At 40.9% G+C, this 17,861-nt stretch carries 11 protein-coding genes; 4 read left to right on the top strand and 7 right to left on the bottom strand.

Annotated elements, in window-relative coordinates; genetic code table 11:
* The first annotated feature begins 339 nt into the window (after positions 1 to 339).
* Together H6G08_RS24080 and H6G08_RS24085 are read left to right on the top strand one after the other, a co-directional pair.
* Positions 340 to 1,203, top strand: coding sequence for a Tab2/Atab2 family RNA-binding protein (locus tag H6G08_RS24080; RefSeq protein WP_190547530.1), 864 nt, complete (start codon positions 340 to 342; stop codon positions 1,201 to 1,203).
* A gap of 275 nt (positions 1,204 to 1,478) precedes the next feature.
* Complete coding sequence (locus H6G08_RS24085) at positions 1,479 to 2,792, top strand: TldD/PmbA family protein (protein ID WP_190547532.1); 1,314 nt, start codon at positions 1,479 to 1,481, stop codon at positions 2,790 to 2,792.
* 177 nt (positions 2,793 to 2,969) lie between these two features.
* Here H6G08_RS24085 and H6G08_RS24090 read toward each other — a convergent pair whose 3' ends face one another.
* The 7 genes from H6G08_RS24090 to H6G08_RS24120 all read right to left on the bottom strand — a co-directional run bounded on the left by H6G08_RS24090 (position 2,970) and on the right by H6G08_RS24120 (position 13,659).
* Entirely contained in the window at positions 2,970 to 7,433 is a 4,464-nt protein-coding gene (locus H6G08_RS24090) for a condensation domain-containing protein (protein WP_190547533.1), read from the bottom strand.
* A 423-nt stretch (positions 7,434 to 7,856) separates the two neighbouring features.
* Positions 7,857 to 8,306 carry a hypothetical protein gene (locus tag H6G08_RS24095; protein WP_190547536.1) on the bottom strand — a complete coding sequence of 150 codons (450 nt, stop codon included), beginning with the start codon at positions 8,304 to 8,306 and terminating at the stop codon, positions 7,857 to 7,859.
* Positions 8,307 to 8,509: 203 nt separating this feature from the next.
* Entirely contained in the window at positions 8,510 to 9,676 is a 1,167-nt protein-coding gene (locus tag H6G08_RS24100; RefSeq protein WP_190547538.1) for an anhydro-N-acetylmuramic acid kinase, read from the bottom strand.
* 124 nt (positions 9,677 to 9,800) lie between these two features.
* On the bottom strand, positions 9,801 to 10,730 hold the full coding sequence (locus H6G08_RS24105) for a tetratricopeptide repeat protein (protein WP_190547540.1): 930 nt from the start codon (positions 10,728 to 10,730) through the stop codon (positions 9,801 to 9,803).
* 502 nt (positions 10,731 to 11,232) lie between these two features.
* Entirely contained in the window at positions 11,233 to 11,571 is a 339-nt protein-coding gene (gene petJ / locus H6G08_RS24110) for a cytochrome c6 PetJ (protein ID WP_190547541.1), read from the bottom strand.
* 303 nt (positions 11,572 to 11,874) lie between these two features.
* Complete coding sequence (locus H6G08_RS24115; protein WP_190547543.1) at positions 11,875 to 12,366, bottom strand: GNAT family N-acetyltransferase; 492 nt, start codon at positions 12,364 to 12,366, stop codon at positions 11,875 to 11,877.
* A gap of 156 nt (positions 12,367 to 12,522) precedes the next feature.
* Positions 12,523 to 13,659: an RpoD/SigA family RNA polymerase sigma factor gene (locus tag H6G08_RS24120; RefSeq protein WP_190547545.1), complete on the bottom strand. Its 1,137-nt coding sequence runs from the start codon at positions 13,657 to 13,659 to the stop codon at positions 12,523 to 12,525.
* Between the two features lie 831 nt (positions 13,660 to 14,490).
* Between H6G08_RS24120 and priA the strand changes: the two genes are divergently transcribed.
* Positions 14,491 to 17,040: a primosomal protein N' gene (gene priA / locus H6G08_RS24125; protein ID WP_190547547.1), complete on the top strand. Its 2,550-nt coding sequence runs from the start codon at positions 14,491 to 14,493 to the stop codon at positions 17,038 to 17,040.
* Positions 17,041 to 17,645: 605 nt separating this feature from the next.
* Positions 17,646 to 17,777, top strand: a complete 132-nt coding sequence (locus H6G08_RS38285; RefSeq protein ID WP_277877851.1) for a hypothetical protein — start codon at positions 17,646 to 17,648, stop codon at positions 17,775 to 17,777.
* The last annotated feature ends 84 nt before the right edge of the window (positions 17,778 to 17,861 follow it).

Raw genomic sequence — 17,861 nt, forward strand, 5'->3', positions numbered from 1 at the left:
TTACCCGAAACTTCAGAAACCTTTATCTACCTTGCTATGATCCGTATTATGGTGAGGCGGCTAGCATAAAATTTGACCCCTAAAAACTTTTCAAACACCCTCTTAGACTAGATTCAAGTCAAGGGCTAATATTTTCTGAAATAGAAAAAAATATCAAAATTTTATTGCCGTCAGGGTAATGTCAGAATTGTGAGTTTCCAGGGGTTGCTTTGTTCTTTGTTTTCTGTTATCTGTTCCCTTCTTTTAGCCCTGTTTGGGGATTAATGCTCTTTGCTGCCCCAAGACTCGTATGATCAGAATATCAGAAACGTCATAACAGCCAGATCTTTACTGTAAAACATGGGCAGTATTTGGGAACTCGATTTTTACTCCCGTCCGATTTTGGACGAAAATCAAAAAAAAGTTTGGGAAGTCTTAGTTTGCGAAAGTCCCTTGGATGTCCGCGCCAAAACAGATGCAATGTTTCGGTATGCTAAATATTGCCCCAGTACTCAGGTAAATTCAGTTTGGTTGCGGACTGCATTGCAGGAGGCCATTGACCAAGCACAAGAAGCGCCAATTAAAATTCGCTTCTTCCGTCGCCAAATGAACAATATGATTACAAAAGCTTGTCAAGATGTAGGGATTCCGGCTCAAGCTAGCCGGCACACTTTACTACTGAATCAATGGCTACAACAAAGAATGGAGGAGGTATATCCCAGTGAATCAGGATATCAACCAGGAACTAATCCTTCAGTGCGCTTAGAAAGTCCTTTACCACAGCGCTTACCAGATGCTTTAGAAGGTAATAAATGGGTATTTGTTTCCTTACAAGCAGGGGATTTAATGGAGATGCCAGACTGGGAAATTGGTTTTGGCGAAGCTTTTCCCTTAGAATTGGCGAAGGTATCTCCAGAAACCAGGATTCCCGGTGTATTAATTTTTTCACCTAGAGCCTTACCGATCGCAGGCTGGATGTCTGGTTTAGATTTAGCTTACTTAAGATTTGACACGAGTGTCGGCTCAAGATTAGTGTTAGAAACTGGAGTCACAGAAAGCTGGATTTTGGCAAATATCAAAAATCCCCAAACTTTAGTAGAAGCCAAAGGTTTTGAAACTGCCAAAAAAGAAGCTAATGGCGTGCATTTTATTGGCGTACAATCAAATCCGCAAGCAGAATCTTTTGCCGGCTTTTGGCTGTTGCAGGAGGTGAATTTGCCTTAAAAATCCCTACCTACAAGGATTAGGGATGAAGTCAGCAGTCAGTAGTCAGCCAGCCTGTAACAAATAACTGACAACTGACGCCCAAAGCGCTGTAAATTAGTGGCAGATTATGGGGGGAATTGGCATGAAGAACAACATTCAGGGTAATGATGGTCTTGACTAAATTACTCACTTAATCATCCAAAGAATAAGAACTGATATATGTCGATGATTTGGGATAATGATCTGCGTTCATCTGCGATTCAAAATCCACAATCCACAATTTACCAAGGGTCATGGGTTCTGAAAATTTCTTACAGGATAATCTAGCGGAACATCTGCTAGAACTAGCTATGAAGTCGGGAGCAGAAGCTGCGGAAGTTTATCAATCGCGATCGCTTTCTCGCCCCATATTTTTTGAGGCTAACCGTCTCAAACAGCTAGAAACGAGCCAATCTGAAGGTACAGCACTGCGGTTGTGGCGCAATGGTCGCCCCGGCCTAACTGTCGCTTATGGGAATATAGAACCACAAGCGATGGTAGAACGCTCTCTGGCCTTGAGTCAGTTAAACCAGCCAGAACCCGTGGAACTGGTTGCTAACTCTGGGGTATCCTACCCAGATTTAGGTCACACCGTACCCATCGAGGTTTTGGTTAACTGGGGTAAACAAGCGATCGCTTTGGTGCGAGATGCATATCCAGACGTACTTTGCAATAGCGATTGGGAATGTGATGTGGAAAATACTAGACTTGTGAATACAGCAGGTCTAGATTGTTACTACACAGATACCACACTTAGCTGTTACATGTCCGCAGAATGGGTACGCGGTGACGATTTTCTCAGCGTTTCTGACGGTCAAACTCAACGGGACGAATTAGACCCGGAAAAATTAGCCTATCAAATTTTACAAAGGTTAATTTGGGCGAGAAACAACGTCCCAGCCCCTAGCGGTCGGGTACCCGTGTTGTTTACTTCAAAAGCTGCTGATATGCTTTGGGGTACAGTACAAGCAGCTCTCAATGGCAAACGGGTTCTCGATAAAGCTTCCCCTTGGGCCGATCGTTTGGGGCAACTTGTCGTTGCACCCAGCCTCTCACTCTACCAAGATCCGCAAGCCGGGCCTTACAGTTGTCCTTTTGATGATGAAGGTTGCCCGACTAATTCTTTAGTATTTATTCAAGATGGAGTATTGCAGAATTTTTATAGCGATCGCACTACTGGGCGTCAACTAGGTACTGGTAGCACAGGTAACGGTTTTCGCGCCAGCTTAGGTAGTTATCCCTCTCCTGGGTTATTTAATTTCCTTATTCAGCCCGGTTCTGCATCACTACCAAATTTAATTCAGCAAATGGATGATGGCTTAATTGTCGATCAAATGTTGGGCGGTGGTAGTGGCATTTCTGGTGACTTTTCTATCAATATTGACTTAGGCTACCGAGTCCAAAATGGTCAAGTAATTGGTCGCATTAAAGATACAATGGTTGCCGGCAATATCTATTCAGCCCTAAAACAATTAGTCTCTTTAGGTAGCGATGCTGATTGGAATGGCTCTTGTTATACTCCCTCCCTCATAGTAGAAGGGCTGTCAATTACGAGTAGAAATAAATAAATTGGGCATGGGGCATGGGGCATGGGGCATTGGTCAAGAGTCAAGAGTCAAGAGTCAAGAGTCAAGAGTCAATGGTCAATGGTCATTGATTTTCCTCCTTGTCCTCCTTGTCTCCCTTGTCCCCTTTTCCTTGTCTCCCTGCCCCCTGCTCCCTGCCCCCTGCCTCCCTCCTCTGCTCTAAATCCTGGGAATTTCTCCTACTGTCTGCTGTGGTGCGATCGCCATATTCGCTAAAATACTTTGAAAGTTGTCCATCATCGCTACAATCGTCTGACGCTCAAATAAATCGCTGTTGTATTCCCAAGTAGTTTTCAGTTCGGTTGCAGTTTCTGCGATGGATAAAGTTAAATCGCACTTGGCTGTTGTTGACTCTGTAATTATAGGGGTTACAGTTAGTCCCGGTAGTTGCCAAATTTGCGGCGCAGTTTCTAAATTAAACATGACTTGCAAGGGATTTTGGCTGAGAGAATTTTCGGGCAGTACATTATTTAATAGTTGCTCAAAGGGAACCTCTTGATTCGCGTCAGCACCAGTCACGACTTGCTTGACTTGCTTGAGTAGTTCGCTAAAACTGAGATGTTCTTGAATGTGAAACCGCAATACCAAAATATTAGCGAATAAGCCAATCAGGTTTTGCGTATTTTGCTGGCGGTTAGGAACGGTAGAACCAATGAGAATATCTTCGCGATCGCTGTAGCGATATAGTAAAGTCACAAATGCTGTCAGCAATGTCATAAACATTGTCACATCTGCTGTCTGACTCAGGGTTTTTAATTTTTCCCACAACTCGACATCAATATCACAATGCAAGCTACTACCCTTGAATTTTGGCGGTAATTTTCGGGGTTTGTCTGTAGGTATTTCTTGTAACTTGCGCACGCTGGCTAATTGTCGATTCCAGTACTTAATTTGTCGTTGTAATACTGGTGTGGTCAATAACTCCCACTGCCATAAAGTATAGTCTACATACTGAATTGGCAAATCTGGTAATGGTGATGCATCGCCTGCACAGTAAGCTGCATACAAACTAGACAATTCTTGGCGAAGAATTGCTAGTGACCAGCGATCGCAGACAATATGATGTAGAGTCAGTAATAGTACATATTCTTGTTGCGGTAATTGTAACAATTTAGCGCGAATCAATGCATCGCCAGCTAAGTCAAAAGGTATATGGGCTTCGATTTTCGCGAGTTGGTGTGCTGCGTTTTCTGGGTCTGGAGAATTCTGTAAATTGATAATATGCAGGTTGACAGTGGGAGTCAGATTAATTACCTGTACTGTTAAACCCTTAACTACCTGAAAGTTAGTCCGCAAGCTGGCGTGACGTTGAACAATTTCGCGGATACTGGACTCTAGAGCCGGAATATTTAAATTACCAGCGATGCGCATTGCCAAAGGCATATTGTAAATAGCATTTTTGCCTAGCAACTGATCGAACAGCCACAGTCTAGATTGGGCAAAAGATAAAGGAAACTCTGTTTGTCCGGGTGAAACGGGAGTAATTGTCGGTACTGTTTGTCCTAAATCAGTTTGGCGATAACTGGTAATTAACTTTTCTAGTTCAGCTACTGTAGGCGCTTCAAACATACATCGCCAAGGAAGTGTCACCTGATAAGCTTGGCGCAATCGGAAAATAACTTGCATCGCCAACAGAGAATTACCACCCATAACAAAAAAGTTGTCGTGAACGCCAATCTCTTCTTTACCTAAAATGCTGGCAATAATATCAGCAATTACAGCTTCAGTTGGCGTTCTTGGGGGAATAAATTTATGCTCTTGATGTTCCGGCTCTAAATTAAGATTTGCTTTGGCATTTTGACTCTGATAACTGCGAATTTTCCCTTGTTGATTAATTGGTGGTAATAACTCAATATTGCCATTAGCTAAATAACGGGCGAATTCACCAGTTTTATATAAAGTTGCACCAGCGTGAGAGTTAAATGGATGGGGAATAAAAACTGTTGCTGTTAACTCTGGGTTTTGGTAGTAACCTGTTGCTAGCCCATCACCACCAATGTATAGTTCCCCTGGGATACCCATCGGTACTGGTTGTAATTGAGCATCAAGCAAATAGATTTGTGTATTACCAATCGGGCGACCAATAGGGATATTTAGATCAATCTCAGATGTATCTATGATGGGATAATAACAAGTTACAGTTGTATTTTCACTGACAGAATAAACATTAATCAGCTTTAATTTTGGCGCAGCTTGCAGCAGTTTTTTAACATGAGCAACAGATATGACATTTGTAATTAAAACTTGCTTTAACTGGGTTAATTCTGCTAGGTTTTTATCTACCATTAACTGAAATAATTCGCCTCTCAGCCATATAGTTGTTACCTGATTTTGGCTGAGAATTTGGGCTAACTCTAGCAAGCTAGGTTTATGATTAGGGAGCATAATTAAACGCCCGCCATTAAGTAAGCTACCCCAAATTTCTAGAGTTGCTTCATCAGCAGTGATGGGAGCTAATTGGAGAATAACTTCTGCGTTACTGAAGTTAGCGTAATTATTCCCAATGACTAAATTGACTACACTACGATGAGTAATGCTCACACCTTTTAGCTGACTGTTAGCACCAGTTTGATAGCTCACATAAGCCAGATTTGCTGATGTTACTGATACTGGAGGATTTTCCTGGGGCGATTGATCGATAATATCCGCTTCTGTGACTAAGCAAATTAAATCTGCTATTTGTGGGGGTATATTTGCTAGTAAATGTGTTTGTGTGAGAAGAAATGATATTTGAGTTGCTTCTAAAATTAATCCCAAATTTTCTTGAGAAGCGGTGGGATCTAGAGGTACATAAGCACCCCCAGCTTTGAGAATTCCCAAAAGTCCGATAACTTTCCACAGAGAAGATTCTACACAAATACCTACTAGCGTTCCTGACTGTACACCCAGAGATTTTAAGTAATGGGCTAGTTGATTGGCTAGTTGATTTAATTGTTGATATGTGAGTTGTTGTTCTGCAAAAACTATAGCTACAGCATCAGGTGTCAGTTCTACCTGCTGGGTAAATAGTTCATGAATGCACTTATCTTGAGGATATTCTGTAGAGTGAGGAGTACATTCTGCTAATAATTTATGTCTTTCCCAGGCTGTTAATAAAGGTAAATCTCTGAGTTTTTGCTCTGGATTGGTGAAAATTTCTCCTAATAAATTTTGATAATGACTGTGCATGTTAGTCATCATCGCTGAGTCAAATAAATCAGTGCTATATTCCCAAGACAAATAAAAATCACTTCCTGATTCAATAATTTTTAAATTAATGTCAAATATTCCGCCTCTTTGCACTCCTAACTCGGATAATACTTCTATATTCAGGTCTAATTTTCTGGGATATTTGGCATCATAAAAGCGACAATGTTTATGCCAAGTAAAGCAGGTACAAATCAGAGGAAAGCGAGTGCGATCGCGCTTATTATTTATTTTGTCTACCAACAACGAAAAAGGCGCTTCTTGATGCTTAATTGCACCAATTACTAGACTACGTATTTGGTTAAGTAATTCTTTAAAAGTCGGGTTATTAGGTAAATAACAGCGTAAGACAGAGATGTTAGTAAAGTGACCTACAACTTTCTGAAAATCTTTCCTGACAGTCCTACCTACCATCGGCGTTCCTAACAGAATTTCTTCTTCACCTGTATAGCGGTAAAGTAAAGCAACAAATGCTGCCAGTGTAATGGTATAAAGGGAGGCTCTTTGAGTTTTTGCTAGCTGTTTGATTTGGTTAATTAATTCTGCATCTAATTTAAAGATGATGCTATCTCCCCGATAAGTTTGTTTGCGGGGATGAGAATGAATACCAGGCCAATTTAAATTCGGTAATTCACCTGCTAGCTGTTCTTGCCAATATGCCCAAAGTTTATCTTGATTATTTGCTAGCATCTCATTTTGCCAGCGCACGTAATCTGTATATTGATATTTGGGAAAAGGTAGACTCACAGAATCTAATGCTTCAGGATTAGTTTCAGCAGAGTATAAAATCTCAAATTCTTCGAGTAGCAAATCTAAAGACCACATATCCCCGGCTATGTGGTGCATGATAATTAATTGAATATTTCCTTGGGGATTATTGTTAAATAACTTGACCTTTAATACTGGCCCGGATTCTAGGTCAAAAATAACATTTGTAGCTAAATTAATTTGTGCTTTTAAATCTGCTTCACACCAAGTAGAAGCATTGATTACCTCTACATTAACTTCTTGATGAGAGTTAATTTGTTGTACTGGTTGACCATTACGAATTGTATAAGTAGTCCGCAGAATTGTATGGCGATTGATAATTTTTTGCCATACTTTTCTCCAAGCTACTAAATCTACATCTGAGTTAATTCGTGCTACAAGATAAATATTGTTAGCAACACTGTCTGGTGCTATTTGGGAGATAAACCATAGAGCTAACTGTCCGTGAGATAGTCCATAAAAACATGTGGTTGCTGCTAATAAATTGTGCGAATCACTCTCTGACTGCTGCAGGATGGCGACTATTTCTGCTTCTTGCTCTCGCAGTTGAGCTAACAGCTTAGGAGAGAGATTCTCTCTAACGGCTTCATAGCGTAGGCTGTTGCCCTCCGTCCAGAGCTTTACGTCAAGATACCGTAGCTCTAACAACAACTCATCAACTGTTTTCATGAATACGATTTTCCTTCCTTTACGGAACCCACAGACCTAGTAATCCTATTTAAGTTATGAAATTAGTATGTGTATTAGTATCTGCAGTATGGTTATGGCTTGTTATGGCGTAGCCTAACGCACCAAAATTTCCTTGTACTATTTGTATTTTTACGTATAGTACAGGGCAGAGCAAAAATTGAAAATTAGCCAAAAAATGGCTGTTGCCACAATATAAAAACCTATTGGGAGAAAATCGTCAGTATAAGTACCAGTTTTTTCCTGTATGTGTGTTTTTACTCAGTTTTTTTACGTAAAAATAGGGAATTATCAAATATTTCGTATTTGGCAGTTAACAGACGCGATGAATCTGGCACTCAACAGACGCGATGAATCTGGCACTCAACAGACGCGATGAATCGCGTCTCTACAATTGATGCAATATCATTTTGCTGCCTGTCGTTCTAGACTGGCTTCGATTGTACTGTTGAGAAAATGACCGGCGAGAATAGCGCTACTTAAATAGTAGGAATCATCTGATAACTGATGCAGGGTTTCAAATCCGCTACGACGTTGGCGATCGTTTAGTGCCCAATAACGCTGCACAATGGTTGATACTCCAATTAAACCTTCGCCTTCTACCTGTCCTAACATATTGTGTTGCAGTAAAAAAGTGTATTGGCGCTCTCCATTATCTAAGCGTCCTTTATACTGCAAAGAAATGTCTGAGCGATCGCTATTTGGAAATATTAGCTTTGTCGCCATCGTAAACCAATTATCCCGATTCCAAGCCACCAAAATCATACCTTTGACATTAATCGGCATACTATTGCGTTCTAGCCAACTTCCTTGTAATGTCCAACGTCCGGGTTGCATTAAAAAAGTATGAGCCACCTTGTTATGTTCCTTGTCTCGCTCGAATACCGCCAAGACACTAAATATATATGTGACAGGCGCAAATGTCAGGCGGTCAATAAATCCAAGTATAGCCTTCAGCAATTTGCAGTGCTAATCTTAACTCAGCATTTAGGCAATGCCTAGCAATGGGCGGGGAAACCCCGCCCCTACATTATGCCCAATTCCCCATGCCCCATGCCCTATGCCTCATGCCCAATATTAATTTCTCCTAAAAGTACTTCTTTGGGTGCGCCTGTAGCGCTAGGGAGGTTTCCGGGAATGTTTAATTGTCGCCAATAAGCTAACACTGCAAAGGCGATCGCTTCTTTAAAATCTGCACTCACACCAGCTTCATCTGTGGTTTCTACGGCTATAGATGGTAATAAAAACTGTAAGCGCTGTTTTAAATAAAGGTTGCGGCTACCACCACCACATAACAAAACGCGATCGGGTAGTTGGGGTAAAAAGGTGCGATAACTATGAACTATTGAAGCGGCTGTGAGTTCTGTTAGAGTTGCCATAATATCGGCTGCACTAAGTTGGTAAACTTCTGCATCTTGTAAACACTGCTGCAAATAAGCAACACCAAATAATTCTCTACCAGTTGATTTAGGCGGTGGTAATTGAAAGTAATCTTGGGCTAGCCATTGTTCTACTAAAGGCTGACAAGGTGTACCAATTGCTGCTAACTGCCCATTTTCATCGTAAGTTTTAGCACCATTCGTTAAATGTTCTACAGCTAAATCTAATAGGCTATTTCCCGGGCCTGTATCCCAGCCACGCATTTTTTCTAACCAATTATCGCGGCGCGGTGGTATATAAGCAACATTACCAATCCCACCGATATTTTGGATACACCTCGCTTCTTGGGGATGACTGAGCAAATAAGCATCAACTCGCGGCACTAAAGGCGCGCCATGTCCACCAATGGCAATATCCGCAACGCGAAAGTTACTTACCGTTGTGATTCCAGTTACATGGGCAATTAATGCCCCGCGTCCGAGTTGCAAAGTGTAACCCAAACCGGAATTTTTCCCTTTTTCTCTAGATCCTTGGGGTGGTCGGTGGTAAACTGTTTGACCGTGAGAACCAATTAAACTAGCTGGTTGATGACCAATTTGAATATTTTCGGCAGCTTGTGCAAAAGCAAAAGCGATCGCATCATCGATTTCTGCTAATTCTGCCATTGAAACGGCTTCTCCCGCACACAATGCCAAGATTTTCTCCCGCAGTTCTGCCGGATAGGGATATGTTGCACCAGCAAGTAACTCAATTTTTAAATCTAACTCTCGTCCAGTAATTTCTACTAAAGCAGCGTCTATCCCATCTACAGATGTGCCGCTAATTAAACCGATAACTTTAGTCATAAATATTAGGACTTACGCAATTTGGCAGGATAAATCAAGGTTAGGGTTGTCAATAGTCAATGGTCAACAGTCCAAAGTCTACAATTTATTGACTATTTACCTTGGTGAAGTGCAGCCTTCTGAATTAGGCGACTTCTGTGACTGATGGCATTTGTTTTTGCATGGTTTTGAGTAGAGTTAAAGCTTTTTCATAAGCTTGCTTCTCTCCCCGATTATCAAAGAAATCTGATGCTGTTTGTAAATCCGCGATCGCTCCTTGATAATACCCTAGTTGATAGCGAGCTACACCGCGATTTACATAAGCCATACCATTGTTGGGATTGAGGCGAATAACGTGGGAAAAATCTCGCAACGCACCAAAGTTATCTCCTTTTCTCCCGCAAGCGCAACCCCGATTAAAGTAAGCTCTGTCATCTTTAGCATCAAGCTTAATTGCCATAGTAAAATCAGCCATCGCTCCTTCAATATCTTGCAACTCTAACTGCGCTAAACCTCTGTCATTATAGATATCTGCAAGTACTACAGGGGTTGAAGTAGGAATTTGACTCAGGGCTAAATTATAATCAGTTATGGACTGGGAATAATTACCTGTAGCTGCATAGGCTAAAGCTAGATTATAGTACGCACGAAATTCATGAGGCTGAAGTGCGATCGCTTGCTCGTAATCGGCTATGGCTGCGGGATAATCTTGTTGTCTGTAGTTTGCTAATCCCCGATTGAGATAAGCTTGGGCGTTTGTCGGTGATAAATTTATGGCTACCGTACAATCTGCGATCGCCTGATGGTATTGTTGTAAGTGGAGATATGCCAAACAGCGATCGCTATAAGCTTGATGAAAATCGCTTTGCAGTTGAATTGCTTGGTTTAAATTCGCGATCGCTTGTTGATAATCGCCGTGCTGAATCTCATTTACCCCTAACTCAAAAAATTCCCTGGCTGTAGTTTGGGTTGTAGCTTGGGTGTGAGATAATGGTGCCGCATTGGCAGCGTGTGTGCAAAAAGTGAAGGTCAAAATTGCGATCGCACTGAGAAATAATCGCCAAAAATCAGTCATAAGCAATATATTTACTAATTCGTAATTCGTAATACCCTACGGGAAGGCTAACGCCTACGTAATTCGTAATTAAATCGGTACAAACCTCAATTAAATTTCCATATTTGCTTCAGAGGTTTCGGAGCCAGCACAGATTTTAACTATGAATTTCCTACTCAGTAAGTAGGCGGAAATCACCACAACTATTTTACGAAACTTAAACCGACTTGAAACCCTTACCAAGGACAATTGTACAGACGCGATTCATCGCGTCTCTGACAAATAACAACTAGCTATCTTTACAGCAGTTTTCACCTATTTGAACCACATCTGTGGTAGGGGCACGGCATCGAAAATCTTGTGGTACATACAATAATTTTACTGGTGCCGTGCCCCTACAGCGTGGTCTATTTACCTGAAAATTGCTGTAATTACACACCCTACTTACACTAATACAATTAGCGGGACAATCAGCCCCGCTAATCATAATTTGTGCAGCAAACAATGAGTGAATTACTTGGTTTTATTTCCAGTTTTTCTCATTAGCTTGTTGGAGAACATAAGCTGCTACATCTTCAATTTGAGCAGGCTTTAAGCGACCTCCAAAAGCAGGCATAGCACCTTTACCCTTTGTTACTTGAGCAATAATTGCTTCTGCTGAGTTCATGTCAAACTTATCCAATGCATCTTTTTTCAGGCTTTTTTCAGCTTTAACTAAATTCTTGCCACCTGCATGACAAGAAGCACAATTGGCTGAAAATACTTTAGCGCCACTAGCAGCATCTGCTGCTAAAGCGGGACTACTGAAGGCAAAGGTGAAGATGGTAATGCCCAACAGTAATACGGAAATAATTTTCTTCATTGCGTGTTCTCTGTGAAACAAAAGCGTGATCGGTGATCTATCCTCCATAATTGTCAGTTGAGGCGTTCACCTTCGTCAAAAGACAGGCTGTCAAACTTCGTGCAAATGCTTGCCTGAACTGGGTTTTCGGGTTTTTGCTTTTCAGCTACTTCATATCATAATTTGTGTCTATTTTTCAAATATTAACTTTTGTAAAAGTTAACACTCAATAATTAAAAAAACCTAAAGAACTAGAGGCAGAGGGACAAGGAGGATAATTGTAGAGACGCGATTCATCGCGTCTTTAAATAAATGCCCAATGCCCTATTTCTTTGCCAATTGCGTCAGCGCCTCTTCTGTAACGCGGCAAATTCGCCAATCATCCAAAATAGATGCGCCCATGCTGCGATAGAAATTTTGCGCAGGCTCATTCCAATCTAAAACGCTCCACTCTAAGCGCCCGCAATTACGCTCAACAGCGATTTGGGCTAATTTGGTTAAAAGTGCCTTACCAATACCTTGACGGCGATATTCAGGCACAACGAACAAATCTTCTAAATAAATCCCAGGCTTGGTCAAAAAAGTAGAATAATTATGAAAAAACAGCGCAAAACCTACAGCTTGCCCTGCATACTCGGCTAATATTGCCTCAATATATCTAGGCGAACCAAATAGATGCTCTTTGAGAGCCATAGCATCACCAATTACCGCATGAGATAATTTCTCATACTCGGCTAATTGCTGAATTAGGTCAAATAAAACACTGGAATCTTCCGGTTCAGCAAAACGCAAAGTCAAATCGCTACGCGCAGTCATGAGGTTATAGTCAAAAGTCCATAGTCAATAGTCAACAGTCAAGAGTTCAAAGTCAACCCCTAGCGGGAATTCAAAATTCAAAATTCAAAATTCAAAATGATGAAAACTGACCAATGACTAATGACTAATGACCAATGACTAATGACCAATGACTAATTAAATTAACCACCCTTTTAAGCGTTTGGCAATATGGGGACGGCGCAATTTGCGCATAGCTTTACTTTGAATTTGGCGCACTCGTTCGCGAGAGAGATTAAACATATTACCAACTTCCTCTAAAGTGCAGGGTTCGCTGGTGGTTAACCCATAGCGTAAAGAAATGACATCTTTTTCTCTTGGGGTTAACACATCTCCCAACACTTCCCAAATCTCCTGACGCATCATGTGTTCGTTCATTTTTGCTTCTGGAGATTGGTTATCTTCATCCTCTAATAAATCCATTAATTCCGTGTCTTCTTCTTTCCCCACACGGTGATTTAAGGATAGTGCTTGACGCCTGAGTTGTTGTAATTGGCGTAATTGCTGTACATTCATTTCCAAAGCTTCTGCCATTTCGGCTTCGGAAGGATTGCGAGAAAATTTTTGTTTGAGTTCCCGTTGCGCTTTTTTAAGTTTGTTAAGTTTTTCAACAATATGAATAGGTAGGCGGATTGTTCGCGCATCATTAGCGATCGCTCTGGTAATCGCTTGTCTAATCCACCAATAAGCGTATGTCGAAAATTTATATCCTTTATCTGGATCGAATTTTTCTGTAGCGCGATTTAAACCCATTGCGCCTTCTTGAATTAAATCTAGAAAAGGTACTCCGCGATTGAGATAGCGTTTCGCAATGGAGACAACTAAGCGCAGGTTAGAGCGAATCATTTTGCGTTTCGCCACTCGACCTTGATACAATCGGCTTTCTAGCTGCTTTTCTGTCATATCTAACTCGGCAGCGATTTGTGCTTTGGTCGGTTGCTGCTCTAAGCTAGATTGTAAAGATTCTTGGATATTTCTGAATTCTTCTAAAAATCTGACTCGCCTTGCTAATTCCACTTCTTCGTCTGGTTTTAGCAAGGGATAACGCGCCATTTCTTTAAAAAACGCGCCTACAGCATCGTCATGCTCGGTTTTATTGTATCCCGATGGACGAGCGGCTGCCATTTCATCACCATCACGTTCTTCTGATTCCACAGTTTCGGGAATCGCAGAATCGTCATCCGCCACTGCTTCTAAACTCTCAAATGATTGTTCTTCAATTTCAGCAGCACTTTCTACTAATATTTCCAGTGTTCCCAATTCAGCAATATTCATAACGTTCCTTTAGGGATTGTTGCTTTGTTTGGTACATAATTCAGTGACAGCTGCTTGCTTGAGGCTTGGTAGTTTCCCTAAGGGAGAAATGCACGTGTCCGGTAGCAAAACAAAAGTTTATGCTAATTTCTCATTAGAAGTTAAAATCAATGTCTAGCTGTCAATGCTTGGTTCTTGCTAGATCAACTCATAACAATACTGGCCTATGCACCCACCAAATATCTCCTCAGCTCCCCTATATATATTCCTCATTCTTTTCTCGATTGCTAAATATGTCAAATTTCCTCAAACTTTCTCAACCTTAACTCAGATAAAAGTTTCAGCTAAACTGCCGAAAAGATTAAATTTTTATTTAATTTTTCAAACTTTTTTAGACTGTTTTGGTTGGCAGTGATGTTAAAAATCATAGCTTACTGCTGAGTTGATTGGGGTTGATTAAGTTTGATGACAGACACAAAATTAGCAATTTAAAAATGGGAATAAATTGTTTATTTGTATAAAAGCATCTCATATACATAAACCATTGAATATCTATCGATAGGGTGAAAATCTGATACCCTACCTAGTAGATATACCAATTGTTTTGAGGATAGTAGAGAAAATGCTTTTGCTGTGTATCGGGGTTATTAATTACTTACTGCATGTATAGTTGAGTGCAATTTGGTGATGTGGAAGATATAAGAGGAAACTTATCAAGTATTATAAGGGATAAAAGTATTGCGAATTACAGTTTATGTCATGGGGCGCAAAAAGTTAAATTATTAGGCAAAATTTGCTAGTTGACGAACCTGAGAATAGCCAAAGAAAAATTTATTTATTAAATTAGAACTTATGTATATTGATGGCGTAAATTTATCCCGTTTGGTAGTACATGAACCTGGAGAGTCTTATCAATCACAAGCAAAAATCAATCAATGGGTTGAAGTGTTGGTAGATTGTCCGGGAAATTTGGGGTTATTTACCTATCGATTACCACCCCAGTTAGAAATAAAACCAGGTGATATTTTAACTGTACCTTTTGGTACGCAACAAATTGGCGGGATTGCCATTCGCTTATTGACGCAGCCTAATAGCGATATTCCCATAGAAAAAATCCGAGATGTCGAAGATGTGGTTAGTGAAGGATTTTTTCCTGTTGGTTATTGGGAATTGTTGAATAAAGTAGCGACATATTATTACACTCCGTTGATGCAGGCGATTAGGGTAGCTTTACCACCAGGATTATTAGGGCGATCGCAGCGCCGGATTCGGTTAACTACTCTGGGAAAGCAAATTACGAAACATGATAGTGAAAGTAATAATTTACTAACTCAGTCCCTATCTCCTGCGGCTACATTTATTAGTTCTACAGCCCAGCAAATTCTCCAACTTTTGCAAGCTCATCCATTAGGCGATTATAGTTTTATCTACCTACAACAAAAAATCAAATCGGCTTATCGGGGAGTGCGAGAGTTAAAACGATTTGGTTTAGTAGAAAGTTACTTAGAACCGCCAAAATTAACTCGCCCTAAATTACAGAAAGCAGTTACGCTCATAGACACAATTGACGCTGATTTAACTCCTCGCCAACGAGAAATTATTGAAGTCTTGCGCAGGCGTGGGGGTGAGTTATGGCACAATGAATTATTGCAGATTTGTCATACTAGCGCCTCTGTCTTGAAGACGTTGGCAAATAAAGGCTGTCTTGTAATTGAAGAAAGGGAAGTATTACGAGCAGAACAGGGGCCTGTAGTTAGTAGCGATCGCCCTAAATCCTTAACTGCGGATCAATCTAACGCTTTAGCTAAGATTCAAGCGCTTAATGGCTATACTCAAGTGTTGTTACATGGCGTCACAGGTTCGGGGAAAACTGAAGTTTACTTACAAGCGATCGCACCTTTATTATCTCAAGGTAAATCCGCTTTAGTTTTAGTCCCTGAAATCGGACTCACACCCCAGCTAACCGATCGCTTTCGCGCCCGTTTTGGTAGTAAAGTTAGCGTCTATCATAGCGCTCTCTCCGATGGCGAACGTTACGACACCTGGCGACAAATGCTGACAGGGGAACCGCAAGTAGTCATTGGTACGCGCAGCGCCATTTTTGCGCCCTTACCTAACTTGGGTTTAATTATCTTAGACGAAGAACACGACAGCAGTTTTAAGCAAGACTCCCCCATCCCCACCTACCATGCGCGTACAGTGGCGCAATGGCGTGCTGAAATCGAAAATTGTCCTTTAATTTTAGGTTCAGCCACACCTTCGTTAGAAACTTTGGTGAGTTTGGGAAATCTAGGAGAAGAAAATCCTTCCAGTTCATCTCTCTATCTCTCCCTACCGCAACGCATCAACTCGCGCCCTTTACCACCAGTAGAGATAGTAGATATGCGGCGAGAGTTACAGGAAGGAAATCGTTCCATATTTAGTAGATCTCTACAAGAAGCTTTACACCAGCTGCAAGAAAGACAACAACAGGGAATATTATTTATCCATCGTCGGGGACACAGTACTTTTGTGTCTTGTCGCAGTTGTGGCTATGTATTGGAATGTCCGCACTGTGACGTATCGTTAGCCTATCACCACACCGAAGACGGCGCGCCGCAACTTTTGCGTTGCCATTACTGTAATTATGCGCGATCGCATCCCAAATTTTGTCCCGATTGCGCTTCCCCTTACCTGAAATTCTTCGGTAGCGGTACACAGCGAGTCGCCCAAGAATTATCCCGTCAGTTTCCCGAACTCAAATACATTCGTTTTGATAGCGACACCACCCGCAACAAAGGCGCACATCGTACCCTTCTCACCCGATTTGCTAACGGAGAAGCACATTTATTAGTGGGTACGCAAATGCTCACCAAAGGTTTAGACTTACCCCAAGTAACATTAGTCGGGGTAGTTGCGGCTGATGGTTTGTTGCATTTATCTGATTATCGTGCCAGCGAGCGAGCATTTCAAACTTTAACCCAAGTTGCTGGGCGTGCGGGTAGAGGCGAAGATCCCGGTAGAGTCATTATCCAAACTTACAACACAGAACATCAGGTAATTGAATCAGTCACAAATCACGATTATCAATCTTTTTCTACTGCTGAATTAGAACAAAGACAAGCCCTTGATTATCCGCCTTACGGTAGGTTAATTTTATTACGATTAAGCAGTTTAGATCCGATTCAAGTGCAAAATACAGCACAAATCATCGCCACAAAATTAAATACAGGCACAGGATGGGAAATTTTAGGGCCAGCACCAGCTAGTATTTTAAGAGTAGCAAATCGTTATCGCTGGCAGATATTAATTAAATTTGCTGCTGATGATTTACCGAATTTACCAGATTGGGAAGAAGTGCGATCGCTCTGTCCCCAATCTGTGAGCTTGACAATCGATGTCGATCCATTAAATATTATGTGAAACTAGTTTTTGCAGCACATCAATATATTCTAGAGGGCATGGCAGTGCCATACCCCTACCATCTGTCCTATTCTTTTTTCAAATTTGTATGAGAAATAAAATATCAGTCTTATAGCAAGACTAAATCATTTGTAAAATTTACAAACTCTCAGTTTTTTCCTCTTATCCTTGGCGTACTTGGCGTACTTGGTGAAGCAGTCGCAGTCTTGGCGCTTTGCGTCGATTGCGTTAGCGAAGCGGTAGCGACGTAGGAGCGTCACTGCTGAACCCGAAGGGCGGTTCATAAAAAAAATCTCTTCATTGCTACATATAACTAAGTAGACGAAAAAAACCAAACTAGATTACTAAATGTAAATAAATTGTAAACTCTTCCCCATGACAAAGCCCAAAACCTAAAGGCTGGTTTTCTCCCCCGATCGCTTTGTCACCAGGATAAAAGAGAAATCACAAATAAAAATTTTTCGCCAAAAATTTAAATATGCCATATAATTTTTTGCTAACTTCTGTTTTTGTCACAGCTAGCTAGGAGAAACTGTGTCCAGTGATACTTTACAACAAGAAGATAGTGTAATAAAAATAGCATCACCTACCTTATATATAAAGATATGAAAGTAGCAGCAACAGAAAATGTATTGTATAAACAAACAATAGATAGGATAACAATTAACGCTCAACAGGAAAATTTAAACGCTATTGCTCAACGCCTCAATCGTGATTGTGCAAACAGTCAGAAATAAAATCTGTAAATCTAACTTTATGAATAAACTATAGGAACTTCCAATTAAAAAACTATTCCCTTGTTCTTGTTTACTGTCAACAGT

The sequence above is a fragment of the Calothrix anomala FACHB-343 genome, from assembly GCF_014696435.1.
Lineage (GTDB): Bacteria > Cyanobacteriota > Cyanobacteriia > Cyanobacteriales > Nostocaceae > Aulosira > Aulosira anomala_A.